Annotated in this window: 27 protein-coding genes; 15 read left to right on the top strand and 12 right to left on the bottom strand. The window is 75.2% G+C overall.

What is annotated here, in order from left to right; all coding sequences use genetic code 11:
• Positions 1–2,076 (bottom strand): BTAD domain-containing putative transcriptional regulator (locus tag E4P43_RS14370; RefSeq protein ID WP_167759191.1); only part of this gene is annotated, 2,076 nt, incomplete at its 3' end.
• A 206-nt stretch (positions 2,077–2,282) separates the two neighbouring features.
• Here E4P43_RS14370 and E4P43_RS14365 point away from each other — a divergent pair.
• Genes E4P43_RS14365 through E4P43_RS14345 form a run of 5 tightly spaced genes read left to right on the top strand, consistent with a single transcriptional unit; the run spans position 2,283 to position 6,131 of the window.
• Complete coding sequence (locus E4P43_RS14365; protein WP_135146143.1) at positions 2,283–2,696, top strand: hypothetical protein; 414 nt, start codon at positions 2,283–2,285, stop codon at positions 2,694–2,696.
• Between the two features lie 2 nt (positions 2,697–2,698).
• Positions 2,699–3,241, top strand: a complete 543-nt coding sequence (locus tag E4P43_RS14360) for a hypothetical protein (RefSeq protein WP_135146142.1) — start codon at positions 2,699–2,701, stop codon at positions 3,239–3,241.
• A 36-nt stretch (positions 3,242–3,277) separates the two neighbouring features.
• A complete protein-coding gene (locus tag E4P43_RS14355) occupies positions 3,278–4,333 on the top strand; it encodes a hypothetical protein (RefSeq protein WP_135146141.1) in 1,056 nt (351 codons plus the stop codon).
• Positions 4,330–5,013, top strand: a complete 684-nt coding sequence (locus E4P43_RS14350) for an ABC transporter ATP-binding protein (protein ID WP_209313890.1) — start codon at positions 4,330–4,332, stop codon at positions 5,011–5,013. The genes E4P43_RS14355 and E4P43_RS14350 overlap by 4 nt, the downstream gene beginning before the upstream one ends.
• On the top strand, positions 5,010–6,131 hold the full coding sequence (locus E4P43_RS14345) for an ABC transporter permease (RefSeq protein WP_135146140.1): 1,122 nt from the start codon (positions 5,010–5,012) through the stop codon (positions 6,129–6,131). Before E4P43_RS14350 ends, E4P43_RS14345 begins: the two co-directional genes overlap by 4 nt.
• A gap of 18 nt (positions 6,132–6,149) precedes the next feature.
• Here E4P43_RS14345 and ilvA read toward each other — a convergent pair whose 3' ends face one another.
• Positions 6,150–7,403, bottom strand: a complete 1,254-nt coding sequence (gene ilvA, locus E4P43_RS14340) for a threonine ammonia-lyase IlvA (protein WP_135146139.1) — start codon at positions 7,401–7,403, stop codon at positions 6,150–6,152.
• 42 nt (positions 7,404–7,445) lie between these two features.
• The gene (locus E4P43_RS14335) at positions 7,446–7,877 is read right to left on the bottom strand and encodes an ATP-binding protein (RefSeq protein WP_167759190.1); all 432 of its coding nucleotides are present in this window, start codon (positions 7,875–7,877) and stop codon (positions 7,446–7,448) included.
• 73 nt (positions 7,878–7,950) lie between these two features.
• On the opposite strand from E4P43_RS14335, the gene E4P43_RS14330 reads away from it, so the two are divergent.
• Both E4P43_RS14330 and E4P43_RS20865 read left to right on the top strand, forming a co-directional pair.
• Positions 7,951–8,316 carry an STAS domain-containing protein gene (locus E4P43_RS14330; RefSeq protein ID WP_167759189.1) on the top strand — a complete coding sequence of 122 codons (366 nt, stop codon included), beginning with the start codon at positions 7,951–7,953 and terminating at the stop codon, positions 8,314–8,316.
• A 9-nt stretch (positions 8,317–8,325) separates the two neighbouring features.
• Positions 8,326–10,515 carry a SpoIIE family protein phosphatase gene (locus E4P43_RS20865; protein WP_135146136.1) on the top strand — a complete coding sequence of 730 codons (2,190 nt, stop codon included), beginning with the start codon at positions 8,326–8,328 and terminating at the stop codon, positions 10,513–10,515.
• Positions 10,516–10,521: 6 nt separating this feature from the next.
• On the opposite strand, the gene E4P43_RS14320 is transcribed toward E4P43_RS20865, so the two are convergent.
• Positions 10,522–10,854, bottom strand: coding sequence for a hypothetical protein (locus E4P43_RS14320; protein WP_135146135.1), 333 nt, complete (start codon positions 10,852–10,854; stop codon positions 10,522–10,524).
• 108 nt (positions 10,855–10,962) lie between these two features.
• A complete protein-coding gene (locus E4P43_RS14315) occupies positions 10,963–16,878 on the bottom strand; it encodes a DUF4011 domain-containing protein (RefSeq protein WP_135146134.1) in 5,916 nt (1,971 codons plus the stop codon).
• 196 nt (positions 16,879–17,074) lie between these two features.
• Between E4P43_RS14315 and E4P43_RS14310 the strand changes: the two genes are divergently transcribed.
• The 5 genes from E4P43_RS14310 (at position 17,075) to E4P43_RS14290 (ending at position 20,458) form a co-directional block, all read left to right on the top strand.
• Positions 17,075–17,866, top strand: a complete 792-nt coding sequence (locus E4P43_RS14310) for an enoyl-CoA hydratase/isomerase family protein (protein WP_135146133.1) — start codon at positions 17,075–17,077, stop codon at positions 17,864–17,866.
• Positions 17,867–18,002: 136 nt separating this feature from the next.
• A complete protein-coding gene (locus E4P43_RS14305) occupies positions 18,003–18,221 on the top strand; it encodes a hypothetical protein (protein ID WP_135146132.1) in 219 nt (72 codons plus the stop codon).
• 130 nt (positions 18,222–18,351) lie between these two features.
• Positions 18,352–18,825: a hypothetical protein gene (locus E4P43_RS14300; protein WP_135146131.1), complete on the top strand. Its 474-nt coding sequence runs from the start codon at positions 18,352–18,354 to the stop codon at positions 18,823–18,825.
• Positions 18,826–18,955: 130 nt separating this feature from the next.
• The gene (locus tag E4P43_RS19985) at positions 18,956–19,927 is read left to right on the top strand and encodes a ferritin-like domain-containing protein (protein ID WP_167759188.1); all 972 of its coding nucleotides are present in this window, start codon (positions 18,956–18,958) and stop codon (positions 19,925–19,927) included.
• A 120-nt stretch (positions 19,928–20,047) separates the two neighbouring features.
• On the top strand, positions 20,048–20,458 hold the full coding sequence (locus E4P43_RS14290; protein ID WP_135146130.1) for a hypothetical protein: 411 nt from the start codon (positions 20,048–20,050) through the stop codon (positions 20,456–20,458).
• Between the two features lie 10 nt (positions 20,459–20,468).
• Here the strand turns inward: E4P43_RS14290 and E4P43_RS14285 are convergent, their stop codons facing one another.
• A complete protein-coding gene (locus tag E4P43_RS14285) occupies positions 20,469–20,750 on the bottom strand; it encodes a DUF427 domain-containing protein (RefSeq protein WP_135146129.1) in 282 nt (93 codons plus the stop codon).
• A 66-nt stretch (positions 20,751–20,816) separates the two neighbouring features.
• On the opposite strand from E4P43_RS14285, the gene E4P43_RS19980 reads away from it, so the two are divergent.
• Positions 20,817–20,969 (top strand): hypothetical protein, encoded by a 153-nt coding sequence (locus E4P43_RS19980; RefSeq protein WP_167759187.1) that lies wholly within the window; start codon positions 20,817–20,819, stop codon positions 20,967–20,969.
• Between the two features lie 6 nt (positions 20,970–20,975).
• On the opposite strand, the gene E4P43_RS14280 is transcribed toward E4P43_RS19980, so the two are convergent.
• Complete coding sequence (locus E4P43_RS14280) at positions 20,976–21,359, bottom strand: PaaI family thioesterase (RefSeq protein WP_135146128.1); 384 nt, start codon at positions 21,357–21,359, stop codon at positions 20,976–20,978.
• 188 nt (positions 21,360–21,547) lie between these two features.
• Between E4P43_RS14280 and E4P43_RS19975 the strand changes: the two genes are divergently transcribed.
• Complete coding sequence (locus tag E4P43_RS19975) at positions 21,548–22,126, top strand: hypothetical protein (RefSeq protein WP_167759186.1); 579 nt, start codon at positions 21,548–21,550, stop codon at positions 22,124–22,126.
• 58 nt (positions 22,127–22,184) lie between these two features.
• On the opposite strand, the gene E4P43_RS14270 is transcribed toward E4P43_RS19975, so the two are convergent.
• Both E4P43_RS14270 and E4P43_RS14265 read right to left on the bottom strand, forming a co-directional pair.
• Positions 22,185–22,502 (bottom strand): hypothetical protein, encoded by a 318-nt coding sequence (locus tag E4P43_RS14270; protein WP_135146127.1) that lies wholly within the window; start codon positions 22,500–22,502, stop codon positions 22,185–22,187.
• On the bottom strand, positions 22,499–22,942 hold the full coding sequence (locus E4P43_RS14265) for a GNAT family N-acetyltransferase (protein ID WP_135146126.1): 444 nt from the start codon (positions 22,940–22,942) through the stop codon (positions 22,499–22,501). The genes E4P43_RS14270 and E4P43_RS14265 overlap by 4 nt, the downstream gene beginning before the upstream one ends.
• Positions 22,943–23,050: 108 nt before the next feature.
• Between E4P43_RS14265 and E4P43_RS14260 the strand changes: the two genes are divergently transcribed.
• A complete protein-coding gene (locus tag E4P43_RS14260) occupies positions 23,051–23,272 on the top strand; it encodes a hypothetical protein (protein ID WP_135146125.1) in 222 nt (73 codons plus the stop codon).
• 5 nt (positions 23,273–23,277) lie between these two features.
• On the opposite strand, the gene E4P43_RS14255 is transcribed toward E4P43_RS14260, so the two are convergent.
• Genes E4P43_RS14255 through E4P43_RS14245 form a run of 3 tightly spaced genes read right to left on the bottom strand, consistent with a single transcriptional unit; the run spans position 23,278 to position 24,783 of the window.
• On the bottom strand, positions 23,278–23,781 hold the full coding sequence (locus E4P43_RS14255; protein ID WP_135146124.1) for a PGPGW domain-containing protein: 504 nt from the start codon (positions 23,779–23,781) through the stop codon (positions 23,278–23,280).
• A gap of 57 nt (positions 23,782–23,838) precedes the next feature.
• A complete protein-coding gene (locus tag E4P43_RS14250; RefSeq protein ID WP_135146123.1) occupies positions 23,839–24,108 on the bottom strand; it encodes a DUF2277 domain-containing protein in 270 nt (89 codons plus the stop codon).
• A 30-nt stretch (positions 24,109–24,138) separates the two neighbouring features.
• Positions 24,139–24,783 carry a hypothetical protein gene (locus E4P43_RS14245; RefSeq protein ID WP_245159138.1) on the bottom strand — a complete coding sequence of 215 codons (645 nt, stop codon included), beginning with the start codon at positions 24,781–24,783 and terminating at the stop codon, positions 24,139–24,141.
• Positions 24,784–24,802: the final 19 nt, after the last annotated feature.

Here is a 24,802-nt window from a genome sequence, read left to right as displayed (position 1 = left end):
CGCATCTGGTCCGGGATCGAGACCGGCGAGCCGCACCTGTTCGCCGCCAGCATCGCCAAGCACCTCGAGGACTCCCCGGTCGACCGGGTCCTCGGCTCGCTGCACTCCCTGGCCGACGAGGGCCGCCCGGGCGGCGTCGGCGTGCGCCCCGAGCTGCTCGGCCTCGCGCGCGGCCGCCACCACGTAGGGGACGGCGTCGGCCGCGGTGGACGGCCCGGCGGCGGCCACGGCGTGGTGCGCCAGGGCCGTCGCGTCCGCGCCCCGCTCGCGCAGCGCCCGCAGCGCCGCCGAGTGCACGCGCGCGCGGCGCATCAGCGGCAGGTCCTCGTACAGGGTGTCGCGCACCAGCGCGTGGCTGAACCGGACCTGGCCGGGGGCGGGCTCGTCCAGCAGCCCCGCGAGCACCGCGGTCTCCAGGGCGTCGAGCAGCTCGTCGGGGTCCCGGCCCACCACGGCGGCGAGCAGGTCGACGTCGACGTCGCGGCCGAGCACCGCCGCCTGCCGCAGCGCCGTCACCGCCGGCGCGGGCAGCCGCTCGACCCGCCGCCGCAGCACGTCGCGCACGCCGGCGGGCACGGTCGTCCGCCCCGCCGCCGCGCCCTCCGAGACGATGAGCCGGCTGAGCTCGCGGACGAACAACGGGTTGCCGCCGGTGCGCTCGCGCAGCAGCGCGACGACGTCGCCGGTCGGCTCGAGCCCGGAGTCGCGGGCGATGCGGGCCACCCCGGCCTCGTCCAGACCGCCGAGGGACAGGTGCGCCGCGCTCGCCGCGGTGAGCGCGGCGCGGGTGGCGGCCAGCGCGTCCCCGCCCTCGGTGGAGCGGAAGGTGGCGAGCACCAGGACCGGGGTGCCGGAGAGCTCGCCGACCACCTGGCGGAGCAGCTGCAGGGTGAGCCCGTCGGCGCGGTGGACGTCGTCCAGCACGACGAGCAGCGGGCGCTCGCGGGTGGTGGTCGCCAGCCGGTCGGCCACCGCCCGGGCCAGCCAGAACGGGCTCTCGGCCTCGGGGAGCCCGCCGAGCACCTCGTGCCAGGGCCAGGCCGGGGGCGCACCCTCCACCTCGGGGCAGCGGCCCCAGGCCACCTGCCAGCCTCGCTCCCGCAGCGCCGAGGCGGCCGCGTCGACGAGGGTCGTCTTGCCGGCGCCGGGCTCGCCGTCGACCCAGGCGACGCGCGCGCCCGAGCCGCGGGCGAGGGCCAGCAGCTGGTCGAGCTCGGCGGTCCGGCCGAGGGAGACGGCCGGTGCCGGGGGAGGCGCGGCGCGGGTGGGCGCGGGTGCCGGGGAGGGCCGCGCGTCGAGCGACGGGTCGTGGTCGAGCAGCGCGGCCTCCAGCTCGCGCAGCTCCCGTCCCGGGTCGACGCCGAGCTCCTCGGCCAGGTGGGCACGCGCCCTGCGGAGGACGGCGAGGGCGTCGCCCTGACGGCCGCTGCGGTACAGCGCGAGGGCCAGCAGCCGGACCGGCCGCTCCCGGCCGGGGTGGTCGTGCAGCAGCCGTTCCAGCTGGGGGACGACCGCGCCGGCCCGCCCCAGCTCGAGGTCGGCCTCCGCGCGCGCCTCCAGCGCGACGAGCCGCAGCTCCTCGAGTCGGGCGACCTCCGGCGCGGCCCAGGAGGTGTCGGCGACCTCGGCGTAGGCGGGGCCCGACCAGCAGCCCAGCGCCCGGTCGAGCAGCCCCCGGCGGGTGCCGGCGTCGGCCTCGGCCTGCGCGGCGGTCAGCAGGTCCTCGAACCGCCAGGCGTCGACCGCCTCGCGGGGCAGCTGCAGCGCGTACCCGGGCGGGCGGCTGACCAGGACGGCGGCGGCGCTGCGGGTACGGCGGCCGGGCTCCAGCGCGCGGCGCAGGTGGGACACGTGCACCTGCAGCGAGGCCAGCGCCTTGGGCGGCGGCTCGCCCTCCCACAGGTCGTCGACGATCCGGTCGGTCGAGACGACGTGACCGCCGGCGACCACCAGACGGGCGAGCACTGAGCGCTGCCGGGGGCCGCCGAGCGCGGCGGGCCCGCCGCCGACCGTGACCTGCAGCGGGCCGAGGACCGACACCGCCACGGGCGGCTGGTCGGGGAGCGGGCGAGCCATGGCGGGCAAGAACCTAGCCCAGCGACGAGCCGGGCGGACCTCGATCCGCGCGCCGACGAGGTGCCTCGGCCGCCACACCCGCCTCATCTGCAACAGTTGTACCAACTGGTTCCGGATCTCTGGATTTCCGGAACTAGCTTTGGCAGGGTGTGACGTGTCCGACACACCGGGTCAACGGGGACTCTGTGAGCGGTCTTGGTGAGGAGATGTTTCTCGTGGGAATGAAGCGCATCCTGGGCGCCGGTGCGGCTGTCACCGCCGCCCTGCTGACGGCCGTGCCGGCGACCGCGCAGGCGGCGGCGACGAGCTGCATCAACGGCACGTCCACCGGTCACTACCAGTACATCGGTGGGAACGGCGGCGCCTACATCAACGACAACACGGCCTGGCGGTTCCGGGCGCAGCAGATGACCCAGACCGGCGTCTTCTACGTCGGCGTCTTCTCGGGCGACAACGCCACCGGGTTCATCGCGCAGCGCGACAACGACCCGGAGGCGACGGTCGGCTGGGTCGGCTGGTGGAGCACCGGCAACATCCCGTCGCTCGCGAACAGCGAGAAGGTCACGAACTACGGGGCCGGCCAGAACTTCTACTACGACCGCTCCTGCACCCGCGTCTGACGATGGGAACCGGAACCACGACCGGTGCCAGGGCGGCCACGCGCCGCCCTGGCACCACCCGTCGCGCCCTCGTCCTGCTCGCCGCCCTGCTGACCACCGGCGGCTGTGCGTCAGGCTCCGGGGAGGACCCGGCATCGCCGGCTGCCTCCGCGGACGCCCCGGCGCAGTACGACTACTCGCCCGCGGGGTTCCAGGAGTGCCTCGACGACCGCGGCGTCCGGTACCGGGAGGACGACCAGGGCAGCCTCAGCCTGGTGGACCAGACCGACCCGGAGGCCCAGGGTGCCGCCGACGAGTGCCAGCAGCTGACCACGCGGCCCGTCGCCGACGGGGAGTCCGCCCGCATCAACCGGATCTCCCAGGCGATCATCGACTGCCTGGGGGCCCGCGACTACCACGTGAAGGGCGAGACGAGCGGCCACTTCGTCGACGGGACGCCCGCTCTGGGCTACTCGGTCCCGCAGGCCGAGCAGGAGTCGCCGACGTTCAAGGACGACCTCGGCGAGTGCACCCGGCTGGCGGAAGAAGCGAACCCCGAGAAGTGATGCGCGCACCCGACCGTCCCGAAGAGGTGGACACCGATGAGCAGGACGCCCGCCGTGCGCACGCGCAGGGCGCTGCAGGTCGCCGGCCTCGTGCTCGGCGTCCTGGTCGCCGGCTGCTCCACCGAGGGAGGGGCCCCGGCGGGGCAGGCCTCCGCCGAGGCCCCGTCCGGGGGGTGGACGGCTGCCGAGGTCTCCGACGTCACCGAGGTCGCCCCGTACGACGGGTCGGTCGTCGCGCGGAACGCGCTGGTCCTGTCGTCGTCGGCCGCGGGGACCGTCACGCGGGGAGCCGCGGTGGGCGAGACGCTGCACCCGGGGCAGCTGTGGCTGCACGTCGACGAGAAGCCGGTCACGGTGGCACCGGGGGCGATCCCGATGTACCGGGACCTGCTTGCCCCGCCCCCCGGCGGGCCCCCGCTCAAGGGTGACGACGTCCGCCAGCTGCAGCAGTTCCTCACCGCGGAGGGCGAGTTCGCGGGATCGGTCAACGGCGCCTTCAGCGACTCCCTGGGCCGGGCGGCCGCACGCTGGCGCGACCGGCACGGCATGGGCGACACCCCGGGGTTCGCCCGCGCCGAGCTGGCCTTCCTCGCCGGCCCCGGCCCCTGGACCGTCACCGAGGTGACCGTCGGCGTGGGGGAGGCCTTCAGCGGCGGTGAGGTGCTCACCGTGAGCTCCGGGGACCTCGCCGTCACCGTGGAGCTGGACGGGACGCCGCCCGACGGCGCGGTCTTCGCGCTCGTCCCGGTCGCCGGTGCGGGCGGCGAGGAGGTCCCGCTCACGCCGACCGGGGCGGCCACGCTGACGCCGGAGAACAAGTACGCCCTCCAGCTCGCCCCGCCGCCCGGGGCCGGCGCGCTGACCGCCGGCACGTCGGTCATCGTCGAGCAGCGCGTGGTCCTCGCGACAGGTGTGGTGACCGTCCCGGTCGCCGCCGTGCGGGTCGACGCCGCAGGGGACACCTACGTGGAGTGCCGCGGGCCCGGCGCCGGCCAGGAGCGCTGCCCCGTCGCGCTCGGGCCGACCAACGGCACCGACGTCGCGGTCACCGAGGGGCTGTCCGCGGGCACCGAGGTGGCGACCACCCCGTGAGCGCCGCACCGGGCGACGCGCTGGTCGAGCTCGCCGACGTGTCGGTCCGCTACCGCGACGACACCATCCTCGAGGACGTCACGCGCACGGTCCGCCGGGGTGACTACGTCACCGTCACCGGGCGGTCGGGAGCCGGCAAGAGCACTCTGCTCAACGTCATCGCCGGCACGGTCTTCCCCTCGTCCGGCAGCGTGCGCATCTGCGGGCACGACCTCGGCCGGAGCGGGCCGCGCACGCAGGCCCAGCGGTACGCGATCGGCTACCTGTTCCAGTCCGCGCACCTCGTCTCGTGGATGTCGGTGGCCGAGAACGTGCAGCTCGGCATGCGCTACCAGCGCGTCGCCGCGGCCGAGCGCCGGCGCCGCACGAGCGAGGCGCTGGAGGCGGTCGGTCTCGCCCACCGGACCGACCACCGGCCGACGCAGCTCTCCGGCGGCGAGCGCCAGCGTGCGGCGCTGGCCCGCTCCATCGCCCGCGACCCGGAGGTGATCCTGGCCGACGAGCCGACCGGCAACCTCGATGCAACGACTGGCGCCAGCATCATCGAGCTCATCGAGAGCCTCAGCGCCGGCCGCTGCCTCATCGTGGTCACCCACGACGAGGCGCTCGCCGCGCGCGGCACCCGCCAGTGGGTCGTCGGTGACCGCGGGGTGCGCGAGCACGTCATGGCCGCGTCGTGACCGAGGCGCTGCGCTCGCTGCTGGCGCGCCCCCGCGTGCTCGTCACCGGCATCGCCATGGTGGTCGTCGCCGTCACCGCCATGACGCTGATCCCGAGCCTCACCCACTCGGCCGGCGCCAAGCTGCTGGCCGACCTCGACGCCCTCGGGTCCGACGCCTGGCTCGTCGAGCCCCAGCCCACGCGGGACGGTCTGCCCGGCCGGCTCCCCAACGGCGCGGTCGCGCGCGCGGCGGGGCTGCCGGGGGCGTCGTCGGCCCTCCGCGAGGTCACCACGGAGGTCCCGGTCCGGCTCAGCGCCCAGGAGCGCTCCGACCGCGGCGTCCGGGTCGTCGGCGTCGCCGCCTGGCCGCAGGCCGCTCCGCTCCCGGTGGTGTCGGGTACGTCCCGGCCGGTCCCGGGCCTGCCCTTCGCCGTCCTGGGGCAGCGGGCCGCCGACGAGCTGGGCCTGACCGAGCTCCCGGCGACGGTCTTCGCCGGTGGTCGCCGGTTCGTGGCCACCGGGGTCATCGCCGGCGACCCCCTGCTGCCCGAGCTCGCCGACGCGCTCGTCGTCGACGCCGAGACGGCGTTGGCGCTGTCCGGCGCCACGGGCGCCGACCGGCTGGTCATCCGCACCGCGGCGACCCTGGACCCCGCCCGCATCCGGGCCTCCGTCGACCCGCTGGCCCTGAGCGCTCTCGCCGTCGGTCAGCCCGAGGCGCTGGTGGCCGCGAAGCAGCAGTCCACCTCGACGCTGGACGGGCTCGCCGTGTACGCCAGCATCGCGGCGTTCGGCATCGCCGGCCTGGGCATCGCCATCATGCTGGCCGCCGCCGTGCGGCAGCGGACCGCCGAGATCGCCATCCGCCGCGTGCACGGGGCCCCGCGGCGGGCAATCTTCGGCCTCGTCGCTGCCGAGGGGCTGGGGCTGGGAGTGCTCGGCGGCGCGCTGGGCCTGGCGGTCAGCGCCGCCGCCATGTACACGGTCACCGCCGTCAACGACTGGCCGGTGGAGCCGCAGTACTCGCTGTTCGCCGCCGCCATGGGTGCCGCGGTCCTGATGTGCCAGCTGGCTGCCGCGGTCCCCGCCTGGCTGGCCGTCCGCATCGAGCCGGCGACGGCCTTCGCCGTCGAGTGACCTCCGGCGAGGAGCGACCTAGACGAGGAAGCGGTAGGCGGTCGTTCCGGGCGCCACGTGCTGGATCCGCAGCGGGCTGGCCTCGATCCGCTCCAGCAGCTCCGGCAGCCCGTCGGCCGAGCCCAGCTCGATCCCGGTCAGCGCCGCACCCGTCTCGCGGTTGTCCCGCTTGACGTACTCGAACAGCACGATGTCGTCGTCCGGGCCGAGCACCTCGTCGAGGAACCGCCGCAGCGCGCCGGGCTCCTGCGGGAACTCCACCAGGAAGTAGTGCTTGAGCCCGCGGTGCACCAGCGAGCGCTCGATGACCTCGGCGTACCGGCTCACGTCGTTGTTGCCGCCGGAGAGCAGGCACACCACCGTCTGCCCGGGCTGCACCGCCACCAGGCCGCCGCTGAGCGCGGAGGTGGCCAGCGCCCCCGCGGGCTCGGCGATGACCCCGTCGGCCTGGTACAGCTCCAGCATCTCGGTGCAGATCTGCCCCTCGGGGACGGCGACCAGCTCGGCCCCGGAGTCCCGGACCAGCGGGTAGGTGACCGCACCCGCGCGGCGCACCGCGGCGCCGTCGACGAACGTGTCGATCTCCGGCAGGTCCACCGGCTCACCGGCAGCCAGCGCAGCCGCCATGCCGGCCGCGCCCGCCGGCTCGACGCCGACCAGCCGGGTGCCGGGGGAGTGCTCGCGCAGCCACGTCGCGCAGCCGGCCAGCAGCCCGCCACCACCCACGGGCAGGACGACGACGTCCGGCGCCGACCCCAGCTGCTCCAGCAGCTCCACCGCCACGGTCGCCTGCCCGGTCACCGTGGACAGGGCGTCGAACGCCGGCACCAGCGTCGCCCCGGTCCCGGCGGCGTGCGAGGACGCCGCCGCCGAGGCCTCGTCGTAGGAGTCGCCGACGACGACCAGCTGCACCATGTCGCCGCCCAGCGCCTTGATCCGCTCGCGCTTCTGCCGCGGCGTCGTCCCGGGCACGAACACGTGGCCGTGCACCTGCAGCGCCCGGCAGGCGTAGGCGACGCCCTGGCCGTGGTTGCCGGCGCTCGCGCAGACGACCCCGGCCGAGCGCTCGGCGTCGGAGAGCCGGCTGATCGTGTTGTACGCGCCGCGGATCTTGTAGGACCGGCCCACCTGGAGGTCCTCGCGCTTGACCCACACGTCGGCACCGGTCAGGGCGGACAGGCGGGCGTTGCGCTGCAGCGGGGTCCGCTCGGCGACGCCGGCCAGCCGGTCCACCGCCGCGCGCACCTCGGCCGTGAAGTCGTCCTGGGTCACCCGCTCATCGTCGTCGACGACCGGGGGAGCGCCCGAAGGGGGTCAGTCCGAGAGCAGGCGCAGGTGCGGCTGCGGGGAGAGCCGCTTCTCCAGCGTCACCCGGTGCCGGCCGTCGTCGGCCTTGACGAACTGCAGCCGGTCCACCAGCGCCTGCATGAGGACCAGGCCGCGGCCGTGGTCCTCCAGCGGCGAGCGGTCGGAGGTGTGCGACGCGGGGTCGAACTCGAAGCCCTGCCCCTCGTCGAGCACGCTGATGCGGCACAGCTGGTCGGTGATGGAGACGTCGACCTGGTACTCCTCGTGCTCACCGGCGTGGTCGACGACGTTCGCGCACGCCTCGGTCAGCGCGAGGACGATCTCCTCGATGCCGGCCTCGGCCACCCCGAGGTGCTCGAGCGCCTGCCGGAGCAGACCCCGCATGAGCGGGACGCTCTGCGCATCGGCCGGCAACCGGACGCTGAACTCGATGTTCACGGCGGCTCACCTCCTCGGATCCTCGTGGCCTACCCTCAGTCAGCAGGTAACACGAAGCCGAGGGAGGGAAACGGTGCTGTTCGACGTCGCACGCACGACCGTCGCCGGACGTCCGGCCCTCACGGTACGGGGTGAGCTCGACCTCGCCACCGCCCCTCACCTCGCGGCCGCGGCCGAGCCCCTGCTGCAGGCTGCCGGCGACGCCCTCGTGGTCGACCTGAGCCACACCAGGTTCCTCGACTCCTCCGGCGCCCGGACGCTCATGATCCTGGCCCGCCGGGCCCGCGAGGCGGGCGCCGAGCTGCACGTCCTGGTGCCCCGCACCAACCGCCCGGTCCGGCTGCCCATCGACCTGCTCGACCTGGGCGCCGCGGTGCCGGTCGTCGCGTCGGCGTCCGAGATCGGCACGGTCGTCGCCCGCAAGGACGCCGGCACGTAACGTCGCGGCGTGACCGCCCCCCGCGCCGACGAGGACGCCCTGCTCCGCTGCGCCGACGAGCCCATCGCGATCCCGGGCGCCGTCCAGCCGCACGGTGCCCTGCTGGCGGTCACCGAGCCCGACCTCGCCGTCGTCGTCGCCTCGGCCAACGCCGAGGAGCTCCTCGGCCGGTCCGGCGGCACGCTCGACCAGTACCTGGACGACGCCGACGCCGCCCGCCTGCGCGAGGCGCTGGACGGCGACCTCGCCGAGGCCAACCCGATCCGCGTCCAGGTCGCCGGCGCCGAGGTCGACCTCGTCCTGCACCGCGCCGACGGCCTGCTCGTCAGCGAGTGGGAGCCGGTCGCCGGCGCCGAGCAGGCCGGGGCCGCCTGGCACCGCCGGCTGCCGACCGTCCTGCAGCGGCTCTCGGCGACCGCGACGCTCGACGAGCTGACCGAGGTCCTCGCCCGCGACGTCCGCACCCTCACCGGCTTCGACCGCGTGATGGTCTACCGCTTCGACGAGGCCTGGAACGGCGAGGTCGTCGCCGAGGACCGCCGCGAGGACCTCGAGCCCTTCCTGGGCCTGCGCTACCCGGCCAGCGACATCCCCGCCCAGGCCCGCGCGCTCTACACCAGCAACTGGATGCGGATCATCCCCGACGCCGGCTACCAGCGGGTGCCGCTCGACCCGCCGGCGAACCCGCTCACCGGACGCCCGCTGGACCTCTCCGGGTCGATCCTGCGCAGCGTCTCGCCGGTGCACCTGGAGTACCTGGCCAACATGGGCGTGGTCTCGTCGATGTCGGTCTCGCTGATCGACCGCGGCAGGCTGTGGGGCCTGATCTCCTGCCACCACTACGCCGGCCCGCACCGGCCGTCCTACCCCGACCGCGTCGCCGCCGAGTTCCTGGGCCGCACCGCGTCGCTGCTGCTGCCCACCCTGCTCGCGGCGGGGGAGACCGACGGCCTGGTCGAGGTCGCCCGGCGCACCGCCGAGCTGACCGCCGCCGTCGGCCGCACCCCGCGCGCGCTGGCGACCGCGCTCACCGACCAGGACGTCACCGTCCTCGACCTGCTGCCGGCGACCGGTGCGGCGGTCCGGCTCGGCGGCCAGCTCCGGCTGCTGGGCACCACCCCGCCGGCCGAGCGCGTCGTGCCGCTGGTCCGCGCCCTGCTGGACGCGGGCGCCACCGCCACCGACGCCGCCTCGAGGGTCGTCCCGGAGGCGGCCGACCTCGCGGCGACCGCCAGCGGCGTGCTCGCCGTCCCGGTCGGCGGCGAGGACTTCCTCGCCTGGTTCCGCCCCGAGACGCTGCGCGAGGTCACCTGGGGCGGCAACCCGTACCAGTCGAAGACGGCGCAGACCGACGACGGCCCGCGGCTGAGCCCGCGGCGCTCGTTCGCGGCCTGGAGCGAGACGGTGCGCGAGACCTCCCGCCCCTGGCGCGAGCACGAGGTCGCCGCCGCCCGGTCCCTCGCCGGGCACCTCGCCGCCGCCACGCTGAGCCGCGCCGAGGAGGACAACCGGCTGGCCGGGGCGCTGCAGCGCACCCTGCTGCTGGAGGAGCTGCCCAAGGTCCCCGGCGTCGCGCTGGCGGCCCGGTACCGGCCCAGCGAGGACGACGTCGTCGGCGGTGACTGGTACGACCTGGTGCCGCTGCCGGGTGGGCGGGTGTCCATCGTGCTGGGCGACGTCGCCGGGCACGGGCTGGCCGCCGCCGCGGTGACCGCCCAGCTCCGGCACGCGCTGCGGGCGCACCTGCTGCGGGCCGCCGGCCCGGCGGCGGCGCTCGACGGGCTGAACGAGGTCATCGGCGCGCTGCTGCCGGGGGAGATGGCGACCGTCGTCGTCGCCGAGCTCGACCCGGAGAGCGGCGAGGTCGTCGTCGCCAGCGCCGGGCACCTGCCGGTCCTGCACGCGGGTGCCGGGGGAGCGGAGTACGTGCTGGACGGGCGCGGCCCGGCCCTCGGCGTGCTCGACGCCCCGGCCTACGGCGAGACCCGCCTGGCCCTGGCCGGCGACGACCGGCTGCTGCTGTTCAGCGACGGCCTGGTCGAGCGCGTGGCCACCGGCCTGGCCGCGGGCCTCGACGCGCTGCGCGACGCCGTGGCCGCCGGCCCCGCCGACCCGCAGGAGCTGCTGGACGAGGTGCTCGGCGCGCTGAACCCGCCGAGCACGGACGACGTCACGCTGCTCGGGGTCGCCCGGACCTGAGGGCCCTCAGCCGCCCTGCTTGTGCACGCGGGCGTGCACCCAGCCGGAGAGGCAGTGCAGGGCGGCGTGCCCCTCGGCCGAGGCGTACCCCTGCTCGAAGCGGATGGCGTCGAGCATCTCGCCGCTGTCGACCTCGGCGCCGCGGAAGAAGCGCTCCATGAGCTGGCCGGAGTCGGTGGCGCTGACGAACATGCCGGCGACGCCGATGGCGACGTTGTCCGGGATGGCCAGGCTCACCGGGGCGTGGGCCATCGAGCCGCGCCGGTCCAGCAGCTGCTGGACCGCCGTGACGATCTCCAGCTCCGTGGCGGGCAGTGTCGCTCGGCAGCTGATGCGCATGGTCTGGGCTCCCCGTGCTCGCTGTCGTTGTCAGGAGGACCATCGGCCGTCCGAGCGGCCGACTGAAGCCGGGCACACCCCCGCTGGGATGAGACCGGTCACGGCGGCTCAGGCGGTCAGCAGACCCGAGCCCTGCTCCTGGAGGCGGCCGCTGTCCAGGGCGAAGGCGAGCGCCTTCTCCAGCACCGGGGTGACCGAGGCCGCGCGGCGCTTGTAGCCGAAGGTCGCGGCGGTGGCGGTCAGCAGCTCGTCGCGGCGCATCCCGGCGGCAGCCCGGCAGAGTGCCGCCATCGCGTTCGCGACCTCCTCCGGCGGCACGTGCTCGATCGGCCGGTCGGTGCTGGAGACCTGCCGGCGGAACCCGGTCCAGGTCGCGCGGTCGACCCCGTCCGGCCACAGGTAGTCGCCGTCGACCGCCGAGGGCGGCAGCAGCGAGAGCAGCGTCTGCTTGCGCGACTCGGTGACCCGGTTGAGCCCGAACGCGCCGACCGTCAGCTTGGCCAGCCGGTCGACGTGGATCGGCCCCTCGGCCTTGACCCCGGCCTGCAGCACCCGGCGCACGGCACGGGCCGCCTTCGACGCCGGCAGCTCGTCGAGCACCGACTTCTCACCGGCGGTCTTGGGGATCCACGGCACGAAGGGCGACTCGCCCTCGAGCGCGGCGGGCTTGGCCGGCTTCTTCGCCGCGGCCTGCCGGGCGGCCGGGCGCGACGCGGTCGCGGGCACCGCCACCGACGCGGTCACCGCGGAGCGCAGCGCGGCCACGCCCTTGAACGACTCGACGGCCGCGGTCGGCAGCTGCACGGGCTCGGGGAGCGGGAGCGTCGGCACCGGCGCGGCGTCGACCGCGGCCACCAGCCGGTCGACGACGGAGGCGGCGTCCGACAGCCACGTGGGCAGCCACACGCGCTCGACCACCGGCCAGCGCAGCATCTCGCCCAGCACCTCGACCGGCACGGCGTCCCGGTCGCCGACCGTGCCCCGGCGGGCCCACGCGGGCCCGTCGAGCAGGACGGCCATCAGCGGGGCGTCGGGGTCGACGGCCCGGCTCACCGAGAGGTCCACCCGGAACTCGGAGAGGCCGACGTCGGTGCGCACCACCAGGCCGCGCTCGCGCAGCGCCGCCGCGATCTGCTCGCGGTGCCGGTCGACCACGGCGGCCGACCGCGCGGAGCGGGGCAGCACGTCGGTGCCCTGCTCGGCCATGTCGAGGTAGGCGCGCAGGTGCTTGATGCCCACCGAGGAAGTCTCCTCGGCCCGCAGCTGGTCGGGGTCGAAGGAGGAGAAGACGACGACCTGACGGCGCGCGCGGGTGATCGCGACGTTGAGCCGGCGCTCGCCGCCCACCCGGTTCAGCGGGCCGAAGTTCAGCGGCAGCGTGCCCGAGGCGTCGGGGGAGAAGCCGGTCGAGAAGAAGATGACGTCGCGCTCGTCGCCCTGCACGTTCTCCAGGTTCTTGACGAACAGCCCCTCGCCGTCGGAGCGGTCGAGCGCGGCGGCCAGCCGGTCGTCGTCGGCGTCGCGCAGCAGCGCCTCGATGTAGGAGCGCTGCTGGGCGTTGAAGGTGACCACGCCGATCGAGGGCACGCCGGCCATGCCGTCCCACTTCGGCTGGGCGTCGAAGCGGCGGCGGATCTCGGCGACGATCGCCTTGGCCTCGACCGGGTTGGTGCGCAGCAGCCGGCCGGCGCCGGACCGGTGGAAGGTGCCGGGCACCCGGACCAGCGAGACGCCGCGGCCGTCGGGCTCGGAGGAGGCGCGGCCGTGCGTGGGCGCCGGGAACGACGACAGCCGGTTCTCGTAGTACTGGGCGTTGGAGAACGCGATGAGCGACTCGTCCTGGCTGCGGTAGTGCCAGGACAGCCAGTGCCGCGGCACCCGCGCCTGCACGCACTCGCTGAGGATCGACTCCTCGTCCTCGACCGCGGTCTCCACCTCCAGGGAGTCGTCGGTCGAGGCCGTCGTCGGCTCGAGGAACGACGTCGGCGGCATCTGCTTGGAGTCACCGACGACGACGGCGGCCTTGGCGCGGCCCAGCGCACCCACCGCGTCGGCCACCCGGATCTGGCTGGCCTCGTCGAAGACGACCAGGTCGAACTGGCCGGCCGCCGCGGGGAAGAAGCGGGCCACCGAGTCCGGGGACACCAGCACGCAGGGCATGACGGCGGTGATCAGCTCGCCGTACTGGGCGAGGAGCTGCCGCACGCCCAGGCCGCGGCGCTGCTTGGCCAGCTCCCGCTGCAGGGCGCCGACCTGGCCGGTGCCCATGGTCGCGTCGAACGGCCGCGCGGCCAGCACCTCGGCGGGCAGCGCCGCGGTCAGGTGCTCGCGCACCGCGCGGGAGGCGGCGGTGAACCGGTCGATGGCGACCTGGTGGGCCTCGGCGTCGAAGGTGTCCAGCCCGGTGGCGTCGAGGCGCTCGGCGACCGAGGCCACGGCCAGGCCGCGGTCCAGCGCCCGGGTGGCGTCGTCGGCGGCGACCTCACCGGTGACGAGCAGCCGGCGGGCGTCGAACAGGCCCGCGTAGCGCAGCGGCTCCAGCGTGTCGAGGAAGGAGACCCAGCGGCGCAGCGACATGAGCACGGTGCCCTCGGCGCCGCGCTCGGGCCGGGTCATCGACCAGCGCAGCGCGAAGCCGTCGTCCCCGGCCCACGCCGCGAGCTGGTCGGTGGAGCTGCCGCACAGCCGCAGCAGGTCGACGACGGCGTCGCGCAGTCGGGCGACCGCGCCGGCGGTCTCCGGCCCCGAAAGCATGCCGGCGACGATCAGCTTGCGCAGGGCCACGTGGAAGGCCGAGCGGCCGTCGACGGCGGTGCCGGCGCGGCGCAGCCAGGCGACCTCGCGCTCCAGGAGACCGGGGTCGGTGAACGGGTTCCAGCCCTCGGGCGCGCTCAGCCCGGGTACCGAGTCGACGCGGGCGACCATGGCCTGCACCGCCGTCTGCACGCGCCACAGGTTCTCGACCAGGGCCGGGACGTCCTTGGGCTTCACCTTGGCGCCGGGCTTGAGGCAGGAGGCGATCTCGTCCCGGACGGCGATGAGCCGCTTGCGACGGCCCCACCAGCCGGAGGCGGCCGCCGTCTGGGCGCGGACGTAGATGTCGGCCAGCGGCAGGGCGAGCACCTCGGGGGAGGCGACGTCCAGGCCCGGGTGGCGGAACGCGGTGAACGCCGCGACCTCGCCGATGACGGCACCGGTCGCGGTGGTCCAGCGGTGGCTGAAGGTCTCGTCGAGGACGTCGATGCCGACCTGCGGCCCGGACAGCAGGTGGACCAGCGCGTCGAGGTCCTCGGGGCTGCGTGCGTGCCGCATGACCCCGCCGAGGTCGGTGAACGCGGCGACCTCGCGCAGGGCGGCGTCCACGGCGGCGGTGGCCTCGCGGGCGGCGGGCAGGTCGATCGCGGGGGAGTCGACGAACGCCCACGGGTGCCGCGGGGAGGGCCGCGTCAGGTCGGCGATGTCGGGCAGCAGCGCCAGCGCGCGGCGGACCGCCGTCAGCACCTCCTCCGGCGCGTTCGCGACGAACGGCAGGGGGATCGGCAGCGGCTGCACGTCGGTCCCGGCGGCGAGCTCGGCGGTGCGCGCCGAGTAGAGCGACAGGCCGACGGCGTTCTCCGCGTGCAGCCGGTCGGCGTAGCGCGCCAGCTGGCGGCGGGCCGACCGCAGGGTCTCGGATTCCGCCGACAGGCCCTGCTCGTCGACGCCGACCGCGTGCTCCATGGCCAGCCGGATCTGCGCGCGCACCATCGAGGCGCGGCTGCCCTTGTCGTGCAGGTCGAGGGCGAACATGCCCATGCCGACCGCGTCCAGCCGCCGGGCGACGACGTCGAGCGCGGCCCGCTTCTCGGCGACGAACAGCACCCGCTTGCCCTCGGCGACCGCCCGGGTCAGCAGGTTGGTGATGGTCTGCGACTTGCCGGTCCCGGGCGGTCCCTCCAGCACGAACGTGCGGCCGGCGCCGGCCTCGGCGATCGCCCGCAGCTGCGACGCGTCGGCCGGCACGGGCAGCTCGGCGGCGAGGGAGTCCAGGTCGACGAAGGCGCCCGAGTCCCGCGCGGGGTCGGTGAACGGCTCGGTCGGCTCGTGCACGAGGTGGTGCACCAGCGGGTTCTGGGCGAAGTCGGACCAGTGCTCGTCGAGGTCCTTCCAGAGCCGGTACTTGGCGAACTGCAGGATCGCCAGGTCCGCCGTCGCCTCGACCCGGTAGGGCAGGCCGTGGCCGACGAGGCCGACGCGCATGGCCTCCAGGGCGCCCTCGACGTCCAGCGTCGTCTCGGCCGACTCCGCCAGCGTGGGCACGACCAGGCCGTGCACCTGGCGCAGCTTCTCCAGCAGGCAGTAGTTGGGCGTGCTGGAGCCGGACTCGTCCAGCGACAGCCGGTAGGAGCCGGTGCGCCCGACCGGGGTGAGGACCACCGGCACCAGCACGAGCGGGGACCGCAGCGGCCGGCCGTCGAGCTCCCAGACCAGCGAGCCCAGCGCCAGGTAGAGGTTGTTGGCGCCGGTCTCCTCCTGCACCGTCTTCGCCCGGTAGGCGAGGTTGCGCAGCCGGGGGAGGTAGCCGCCGGTGGTGACGTCGGCGTGCACCTCGCGCCGCTCCACCAGCAGCTCGGTCAGCTGCTCGGCGGGGAGCTCCTTGGCGGCGGTGAGCCCGCGCTCCTCCTGGACGGCGGCCAGCTGGTCGCCGGGGAGCAGCGTGACGGGGGTGCCGTCGTGCACGAAGTTGTCGAGGATCGGCAGCGCCGTCGCGGGCAGCGTCAGCGGCAGGCCGGAGCGCTCGCTGTAGTTGATCAGCCGGTTGCGCAGGCTGAGGTCCAGCAGCGCGTTCTTCCACTGCTGCACCCGGGCCGGGGCCTCGGGGCGGTTGCCGAGCTGGGCCGTCGTCCCCGCCGGGAACGCCGCGACGCTGTGCTCGGCCGGCCGGTACTCGACGACCTGCAGGATGCCCTCGGGCGTCCGGGCGCGGGCCGGCAGCGGCACGATGCCGTCGCGGCGGGCGCGGTGGACGTCGGTGACGCCCAGGACGCGGTCCAGGTCGCCGCGCAGCCAGCCCTCGTAGGCGGGGGTGTGCAGGTCGGCGCCCGGCTCGGCGGAGCCGGTCAGCAGGGTGGTCTCGACCAGGCCGACGAGGCCGAGGTCGACCAGGTTCACCAGGGACGACGCGTCGGTGGTGGCGGCGCTCTCCGAGCTCCGCTCCTCCCGCCAGTAGCCGAGGAACGCGTGAGCTCCCCCGACCCGCCCGCCGACACCGTCGGCCAGCCACAGCAGCGGCCGGATCCCGGCCTGCTCCAGGGCGGCCGCGAGGACGACGACGGTGTCCAGCGGGGTGCCCACGCGCCAGGTGAGGACGTCGCCGGGGGAGCGGACCTGCTGGCCGAGGTCCGACCAGCTGGCGGGCGGCTCGGAGTAGCGGATGCCGCGGCGGTGCAGCGCGGCGGCGAGGGCCTGCACGACCTCGTCCACGCGCTCGGCCGTCGCCGCGTAGCCGACCATCGCGCCGCTGCCGGTCCGCTCCTCGAGCAGCACCGAGGCCTCGGCGACCAGCCCGGTGACCGCCGGGTGGTTGGGCATGACGTGCGCGGCGAGCATCTCCAGCGCCAGCGGCAGGGGAGTGGCCAGCCACTGGTTGGCGGCCAGCACCTGCACCGGTGCGGTGGCCTCGCCGATCAGCGTCTCGTCCAGCCAGGCCTCGACGTCGACGACGCCGGGGCGCTGCTCCTCGACGTGCAGCATCGCCGCCGGGTCCATGACCAGGCCGAGGTCGGTGAGGACGGTGGTCCGCCCGGCGTCGACGTCGGCCAGCAGCTCGACGGTGTGCGCGATCGGGCCCTCGGCGTCGCGCACCGACAGGCGCACGGTGACCCCGCGCAGGGTGGCCTCGCTGGTGAGGGCCAGCCGGGAGACGACGGGGACCCGGTTGTGGGCGAGGGCGTAGCTGAGCACCGGCGTGGAGGTGAGCTCGAGGGAGACCGTCGCCGCCGGCGCGACGGCCTGGCCGCGCTGGATGTCGGCAGTGCTCTCCATGTCACCTGTCTACCGGGTCGGACGGACTGGTCCGCCCATGGTCCCCGACGGAAGGGGCGGATGTGACGGGAGAGCAAGATCGTTAACCCGGATCACAGGGTTTCCCGCCGTCGGTGGTTCCGGCTCCGCGGAGTCCTGCCGATCGGGGGGTGCGCCGGTTTGCCACCCGGGCCGCGGGCGGGCCAGGGTGCCCGGCATGGCGAATGCGCAGCGGCACGCGTCCGGACTGCTGGTCGAGGACCGGGGGCACGTCCGCGTCCTCACGCTCGACCGGCCCGAGCGGCGCAACGCGCTCTCGACCGAGCTGCAGGCCGACCTCGTGGAGCAGCTGCTGCGGGTCCCCGAGGACGGCGTCCGCGCGGTGGTGGTCACCGGCACCGGGCCGGCCTTCTGCGCCGGCTTCGACCTCAAGGAGATCCGCGCCGCCGACGAGCGCGGCGAGCGGTTCCGCCCGCCCATGGGCCGGCCCGCCCGGGCGGTGTTCGAGGTCGTCACCGAGGTGCCCGTGCCGGTGGTCGCCGCCCTCAACGGGCCCGCGGTGGCCGGCGGGTTCGAGCTGGCGCTGGCCTGCGACCTGCGGGTGGCCTCGAGCGGTGTGCACTTCGCGCTGCCGGAGGCCGCGATCGGCATGGGGGCGAACTTCGGCTCGGTCGTGCTGCCCAAGCGCATCCCGATGGGCATCGCCCTGGAGCTGCTGTTCACCGGCGACCGGCTGTCCGCGGAGGAGGCCCAGCGGTGGGGGCTGGTCAACCGGCTGGTCGGGCCCGACGACGTCCTCGCTGTTGCGCTGGAGCTGGCCGACCGGATCGCGGCGAACGCCCCGATCTCGGTCCGCCGGATGAAGGAGACGGCGGTCAAGGCGCTGGAGCTGCCGCTCTGGCAGGGGCTGCGGCTGGACGTGGGACCCAACCCGTACCTCAGCGAGGACCGCAGGGAGGGCATCGCCGCCCGGCTGGAGAAGCGGGCGCCGCGGTGGACGGGGCGCTGACCGAACCGGAACCGCCTGGTTCCATTGCGGTCGGGTAACGGCTCGTCACTCCAGACGAACCGACCTCCCGATCACGCGCCCGAGCTGCCAGGGTCCGGTCGTCCGCCCCGCCCCGGGGCGCGCCGAGGAGGTCGACATGAACTGTGCGCACTGCGGAGCCGAGCACCAGCGCGGCCGCTACTGCATCGGCTGCGGCAAGCTCATGCCCCCGTCGCCGCTGCCGCCCCGTCGCGTCCGGCTCGCCCCGCGCCCGTCCTACGAGGTCACCGACGACATGACGCAGCCGGTGCTGCGCTTCGACGTCCGCCCGCGCCGTCCGGTCGTGCCCTCGCGGATGTCCACGCACGCCGGCTGACCCGCTGCCCGTCCCGAGGGTGCCGCTCCGCTCCGGAGCGGCACCCTCGTGCGTCTCCCGCAGCCATGCCTTGACGCGCCGCGCGCGCGGGTCGAGCCTGGGCGCACCGGCGAGGCCCTGGGGGGCGCCCATGAGCGACACGGTCTTCGTGGCCGTCCACGCGGCCGCCGCCACGCTGGCCTTCGGAGCCGGTCTCCTGGCCCTGCCGGCGGGCCGGTTCCTGGGGGTCTACCGCCTCGCGCTGCTGGTCATGGTGCTCGCGCTCGTCCCGGCCCTGCTGCTCGACTGGTCGGCCACCGACCCGCTCGCGCGGGCGGTCTTCGGTGGGCTCCTCGTGCTCGCCGCGGTCGTGCTCGTGCGCGCGGAGCTGGCCGCCCGGATCCGGCCGGACCGCACCGGCGGCCCCACGGCGGCGTACCTGGAGCACGTCGGCTTCACCCTCGTCGCCCTCGCGGACGGCTTCGTCGTCGTCGCCGCGGTCCGGGCCGGCGTCCCCGGCTGGCTGGTAGGGCTGGGCGCCGTCGCGGTGGTCGCGGTGGGGCACGCCGCCATCCAGGTCGGCAAGCGCCGGTGGGTGGGCGCCGGCGTCCCCCTGGCGCACTGAGGGCGGGGCTTCACCCGGACGAGTGACCAGGCTCACTGCTAGCAATCTGCTTGCAGGAGTTAGCAGCCCGGGATCCGGGGCATGTACCAGTCCGTCAGGTCATCCCCAATCACTGGAGTTGTTCTTCGTCATGGCCGACAACGCCAAGATCATCAACCAGCTGCGCGCTCTCGTCCTGCTCACGCAGACCGAGGAGCAGGTCGCACGGACCCGGATCTCGCAGGCCCGCACCGACGCCGTCCGTCGGGAGCTCACGCAGAACGCAGACAACGCCGCGGCCCGCACGCTCGAGATCACCGAGCAGCTGCGCGCCCTGGGCGGGGTGCCCGACGTCGTCACCCCGGCGATCGGTCGCCTCTCCGCGGTCCTCAAGGCCACCTTCGAGCAGGCCGCTCCGCTGGAGGAGGCCCTGCTGACCGACCTCCAGCTCGAGCACCAGCTGCTCGACCGCGCCACCTACGTCAAGGTGCTCGCGCAGACCGCCGGCGAGACCAAGACCCAGCGGCTGGCCGAGAAGCTCATCGACGCCCACAAGGCGACCGTCGAGTGGCTGACCGTCGTGCTCGCCGAGGAGGCCCTGGGTGGCCCCGCCGCCCTGGTCCCGACCCCGGTCCAGCGCGTCGCCGGCAACGTGGCCCGCGCCGTCAACGCCCCGGTCCGCTTCCTGGCCAACACGGTCAACAACGCCGTCGACACCGTGCAGCACGCCGGTGAGGAGACCACCGAGCGCTTCGGCGCCGTGGCCGACCGCGCCGCCGCCCTCACCGGTGCGGTGCGCGAGACGCTGACCGTGAGCCGCGCCGCCGGCCTGCGCCGCGCCGAGCGGATCGCGCAGCGCGAGGGCAACAAGGACGCCGCCGAGGTCGCCCGCGAGGCCCGCGAGGAGCTCGGTGACGTGAGCGCTGACGAGCTGCCGATCAAGGGCTACGACTCGATGTCCGTGCAGGACGCCGTCAAGGCCGTCAAGCAGCTGAAGACGCCGCACGACATCAACGTCATCATCCGCTACGAGGAGACCCACAAGGCCCGGGCGAACGTGGCGAGCGCCGCGCAGACCCAGCTGGCCGCCCTCGCCAAGGAGGCCGTGGGCGTCAGCAGCTGACGTCGGCACCCCTGCGACGCACGGAGGGCCCGCACCCCGAACGGGGTGCGGGCCCTCCGCGTCGTGCGAGATGGGACTCCCCGCGTTTGCCACGCCGAGCGGGGCGGGGAAGGCCGGAGCATGCAGATCACACCCGAGGCCCTCGAGGCGGAGTTCTCGCTCACGACGGCCGCCACCCGGCTGGACTTCCTCAGCCGCCGCGACAACGGCGACACCGCCCTCAACACGGTCCGGGACGAGGACGCCGACTCCTGGACCACCCTGCTGCACGACCAGACCACGCTGGACGTGCACGAGTCCCTCGAGCTGCTCGCGCTCGGCGAGGTGATCGCCCGCAAGGCGCACGACAGCCAGCTGGTGGGCATCCGCGCCGCACTCCGCGGCGGCGCCGGCTGGGAGGACATCGCCGCCGCGCTCGGCGTCACCCCGCAGCAGGCCTGGGACTCCTACACCGAGTCGGTCGGCCGCCAGCTCGACGCCGACGCCGCGGCCTCCGCCCGCGAGCTGGCCGGCACCCGTCCCGGCCGCTGAGCCGGCCGGGTCAGCGGACCTCGACACCCTTCCAGAAGGCCACACGGCCGGTGTTCTCCTTCGCCGCGTCCTTCGGCTCGGGGTAGAACCAGGCGGCGTCGGCGTTCACCTGCCCGCCGACCTCGAGGCTGAGGTAGGAGGCGGTGCCCTTCCACGGGCACACCGAGGTGGTGCTCGACGGGCGCACGACGTCCTCCCGGACGGACTCGCGCGGGAAGTAGGCGTTGCCCTCGACGGTGACGATGTCGTCCGACTCGGCGATCACGGTCCCGTTCCACGTAGCGGTGGTCATGGCCCGATGGTCCTCCCCGGAACGCGGGTCCGCGTCCCGGTCCCTCCGAAGAAGCAGGAGCCCGACATGACCGACCCCGACCGCAACCAGGCGCCCGACGACTTCGATGCCGACGACCGCAACAAGCGCCGCGCACGGGTGCTGATCCCCGCCGGGATCCTCGTGGTGGCCGCCCTGCTGATCCTGTTCATGGTGCTGGTCAGCCAGCTCGGCCGGTAGCCCGGCTCAGCGCTGCAGCAGGGCGAACGTGGCGACCGCGTGCACGAGCTCCTTGCCGTCCTGCTCCACGTCGGCCTCGCAGACGGTGAGGTGCTCGCCGCGCGTCCGCAGCCGGGCGGTGACCTGCAGCGGGCCCGGCTTGCCCGGGCGCAGGTAGGTGACGGTCAGCTGGCTGGTGGCGGGCACCTCGCCGTCGTCGGTGGTGGTGCGCACGGCCAGGCCCATCGCGGTGTCGACCAGCGTGGCGAGGACGCCGCCGTGCAGCGTGCCCGCGGGGTTGAGGTGCTCCTCGGTCACCTCGAAGGAGATGCGGGCGGAGCCGTCCTCGGCGGCCTCCGGCCGCGCCCCCAACCGTTCGGCGAACCCACCCGTGGCCACGTCGTCAGTCATGCCCGGCGCCTACCCCGGGGCCGGGTGGCGCACGCGCCGGCTGCGCGGATGCGGCTGTGGCCGGTGGTGCCCGCGGAACCGTTCGTTACCTCCCCGAGGCCGTGGCGCTGGGGAAGCAGGCCCGACGAGGACCGGCATGAGACAGGATCCGGGGGAACGCACGACGTCCCGCGACTTCAGGAGCCCCCATGAGCCACCCCGGAACCGGCCCGGACATGAACCCGTCCGGCCAGCAGCCGGGTCAGCCCGGCCAGCCCTTCCCGCAGGGCCAGCCGGGCCAGCCCTACCCCCAGGGCCAGCCGGGCCAGCCCTACCCCCAGGGCCAGCCGGGCCAGCCCTACCCCCAGGGCCAGCCGGGCCAGCCGTACCAGCAGTTCGAGCAGCAGCCGGGGCAGCCGGCCGGTGCCTGGACCCCGCCGGCCGGGCAGCCCGCGAAGAAGGGCGGCGCGTGGAAGAAGGTGCTGCCGGTCGTCGGTGGTGTGGTCGTCCTCGGTGCCGCCGCCTCGGCGTTCGGCCTGCTCGGCGGCGGCCCGGACGTCGGCGACTGCATCGCCGGCACCGGCGCCACCTCCTTCGAGGAGGTCGACTGCGGCTCCGGGGAGGCCGACGGCAAGGTCGTCGGCATCCAGGAGGAGGAGATGACCTACTCCGAGTTCGAGGCGACCGAGGAGCTCTGCCTCGACTTCGAGACGGCCGAGCTGGCGCTGTGGATCGGCCCGGAGGGCAACAACGAGGACGGCAAGGTCTACTGCGCCGAGCCCGTCTGACCTGCAGTTCCCGAGTGCCCCGCCGGTCCCGACCGGCGGGGCACTCGTCGTCCCGGGGTCAACCGACCGGCAGCCGGCCGAGCAGCACGCGTGCCAGGGCGACCGCCGACCGGTCGGGTGAGCCGGAGTCCGCCGTCGTGCGCAGCCAGCCCGCCAGCGGGCCGGCCACCGCGGGGGACAGCGCGCTGATCCACACGGCCGTGCCGGCGCGTGCCTCTGCGACGTGCTCGGTGCCGCCGTCGGCCGCGTGCGCGACCACCTCGGGCCGGCTGGCCAGCAGCCCCGCCACCCGCCAGTCCCCGGGCGTCGTCCGCGCCGCGAGCCTCTCCAGCCGCTCGGCAGCCGTGCGGAGGGTGCGCGCGTCCTCGGCGGTCACGCCGGCTCCCGGCGCATCGGGACGTGCGGGATCCCGTCCTCGAGGTAGCCCGGCCCGCTGCGGCGGAAGCCGAACCGCTCGTACCAGCCCTCCAGGTGGGCCTGGGCGCCGAGCGTGAGCGGACCGTCCCCGTAGCTCTCCAGCGCCGCCTCGATCAGCCGGGCCGCCAGGCCCCGGCCGCGAGCGCTGCCGGCGGTCGCCACCCGGCCGATGGCCCGGGACGCGCCGTCGTCGAGCACGCGGATGGTCGCGAGCACCTCGTCGCCGTCCTCGAGCCACAGGTGCTCGGTGGCCGGCTCCAGATCCCGGCCGTCCAGCTCGGGGTAGGGGCACTCCTGCTCGACGACGAAGACGTCGACCCGCAGCCGGCACAGCCGGTAGACCTCGAACGGCGTCAGGTCGGCGAAGGCGGCACGGCGCAGGGTCGGCTCGGAGGTCATGGGTGAGTTGTAACCCAGGGCGTCGGACGGCCGTCGGCCGGTGGGCGGGCAGGTGAACACCGGGGCCGTGGCCGGGTCGGCGCGTCCCCGCGGGGGTAGGGGAGCCGCATGTCGATGTCGAGCCCCCTGGAACCGAACCTCGGCCGTCCCGACGACGGCATCCCGGCAGCCGACCCCGGCGCCGGGGCGCCGCCCCCTGCCGAGGGCTTCGGCCTGGGCGGCGAGGAGCCCGACCGGCCCGAGGAGTCGGCCGAGCCGGCACCCGCGGCCGAGGCGCCCGCCGACCCGCCGTTCCGGACGCCGGACCCGCGCGACGTCGGCCCGGGCTGAGCGGCTCAGAGGCCGAGGGCCGTCGTCGCCCGCTCGACGAGCTGGAAGTGGCCGACGGCCCAGAACGCGGCACCGGCCGCGGCGAGCCCGCCCACGGTGACGGCCAGCGAGCTCACGGGGTGCTGGCGCGCGTGCCGCCACGCGGCGACCGCCTTGCGCCGGAAGGAGGCGAAGAACCGGCGCGCCCAGTCGAACTCGGTGGACCACAGCCACAGGCCCGCGAGCACCGGCGGGATGGTCAGCGGCCCGGGCAGCACGGTGAGCGCGACGCCGAGCATCACGAGCAGGAGCCCGGCGGCGAAGACGGTGACCCGCCAGGCCATCGCGACGCCGGGGTTGCGGTGCACCCGCTCGCGGAAGGAGCCGGGCTTCAGCTCGCGCGGCTTGCCGAGGCCGTCGGTGCAGTGCGCGCACACGGTGGACCCGGCGCCCTGGCGGGCCGAGGGGCCCGCGGCGCGGTTCCCGGTGACGCGGTACTCGGCGGTGCGGGTGCTCTGCGGTGCGGACATGGGTCGGGCACTACCCGCGCCGGCCGCCGGCCATCCCGGTAGTGCGCAACCCAACCGTCAGGTGCCGTACCGCGCGGCGGCCCGGGCCCGTGCCTTGGCGGCCTCCACCTCGCGGTCCTTGGGCGGGGCGGTGGTCACCAGCGACTCGAGGAGCCGGGCCGACGCGGTGGCGATCTCGGCGACCGCCCGGTCGAACGCCTCGGCGTTCGCCCGGGACGGCTTCACGGTTCCGCTGATCTTGCGGACGTACTGGAGCACGGCGGCCTGGATCTCGTCGCTCGCGGCGGGCGGCTCGAAGTTCGCCAGGGGGCGGATGTTGCGGCACATGCCCCGCAGCGTAGGAGCCGCCCGGCCGCTTCAGACGAGGTCGAAGCCTGCGCGGTCGACCTTGCGGTGGTAGCGCTCGCCCAGCTTGCCGCCCAGGATCGCGCCCAGCAGCGTGACCAGCAGGATCGCGACGAGCGTGATGATCCCCGCGGTGGTCGCGGTGCCCTCGTCCACGGGGATGCGCGGCAGGTTGAGCTGCTGCAGCACGTTGTACTGCGAGCCCAGGATCGCGCCGGCCGCGGCGAGCAGCAGCACGACCAGCAGGCCGATCACCCACACGGCGATGCCCTGCCGGGCGCCGTCGAACCGGGCCATGCGGCCGGCCACGTAGCCACCGGCGAGGTAGGCGAGGAACAGGATGACGAGGACGGCGATGCCACCGCCGATGCCGATGCCCGAGGTCACCTCGTCGGCCGCCTCGTCGGCGGAGCTGACGCCCTGCGACAGGCCCAGCGCGACGCCCGCCGCCGACAGCAGGGCGATGAGGATGACGGCCAGGCCGTTGGCGGACAGCCAGCCGAAGAAGGCCGCGCCCCACTTGATCCCGCCGAAGCGGGCGTGCTGGGCGCTGACGGCGTCGCGCGCGGCGCCGCGGGTGACCGAGGCGCCCTCCCTGGTGCCCGTCGCACCGAGCGTGGCGTCGTGGTCGTGCCTGGTGTGGTCGTTCCCGGCCATGGTGGTTCCCTTCCTTCGA

The organism is Blastococcus sp. TF02A-35 (genome assembly GCF_004571075.1).
Taxonomy (GTDB): Bacteria; Actinomycetota; Actinomycetes; order Mycobacteriales; family Geodermatophilaceae; genus Blastococcus.
This window is presented reverse-complemented; position numbering and strand designations above follow the sequence as displayed.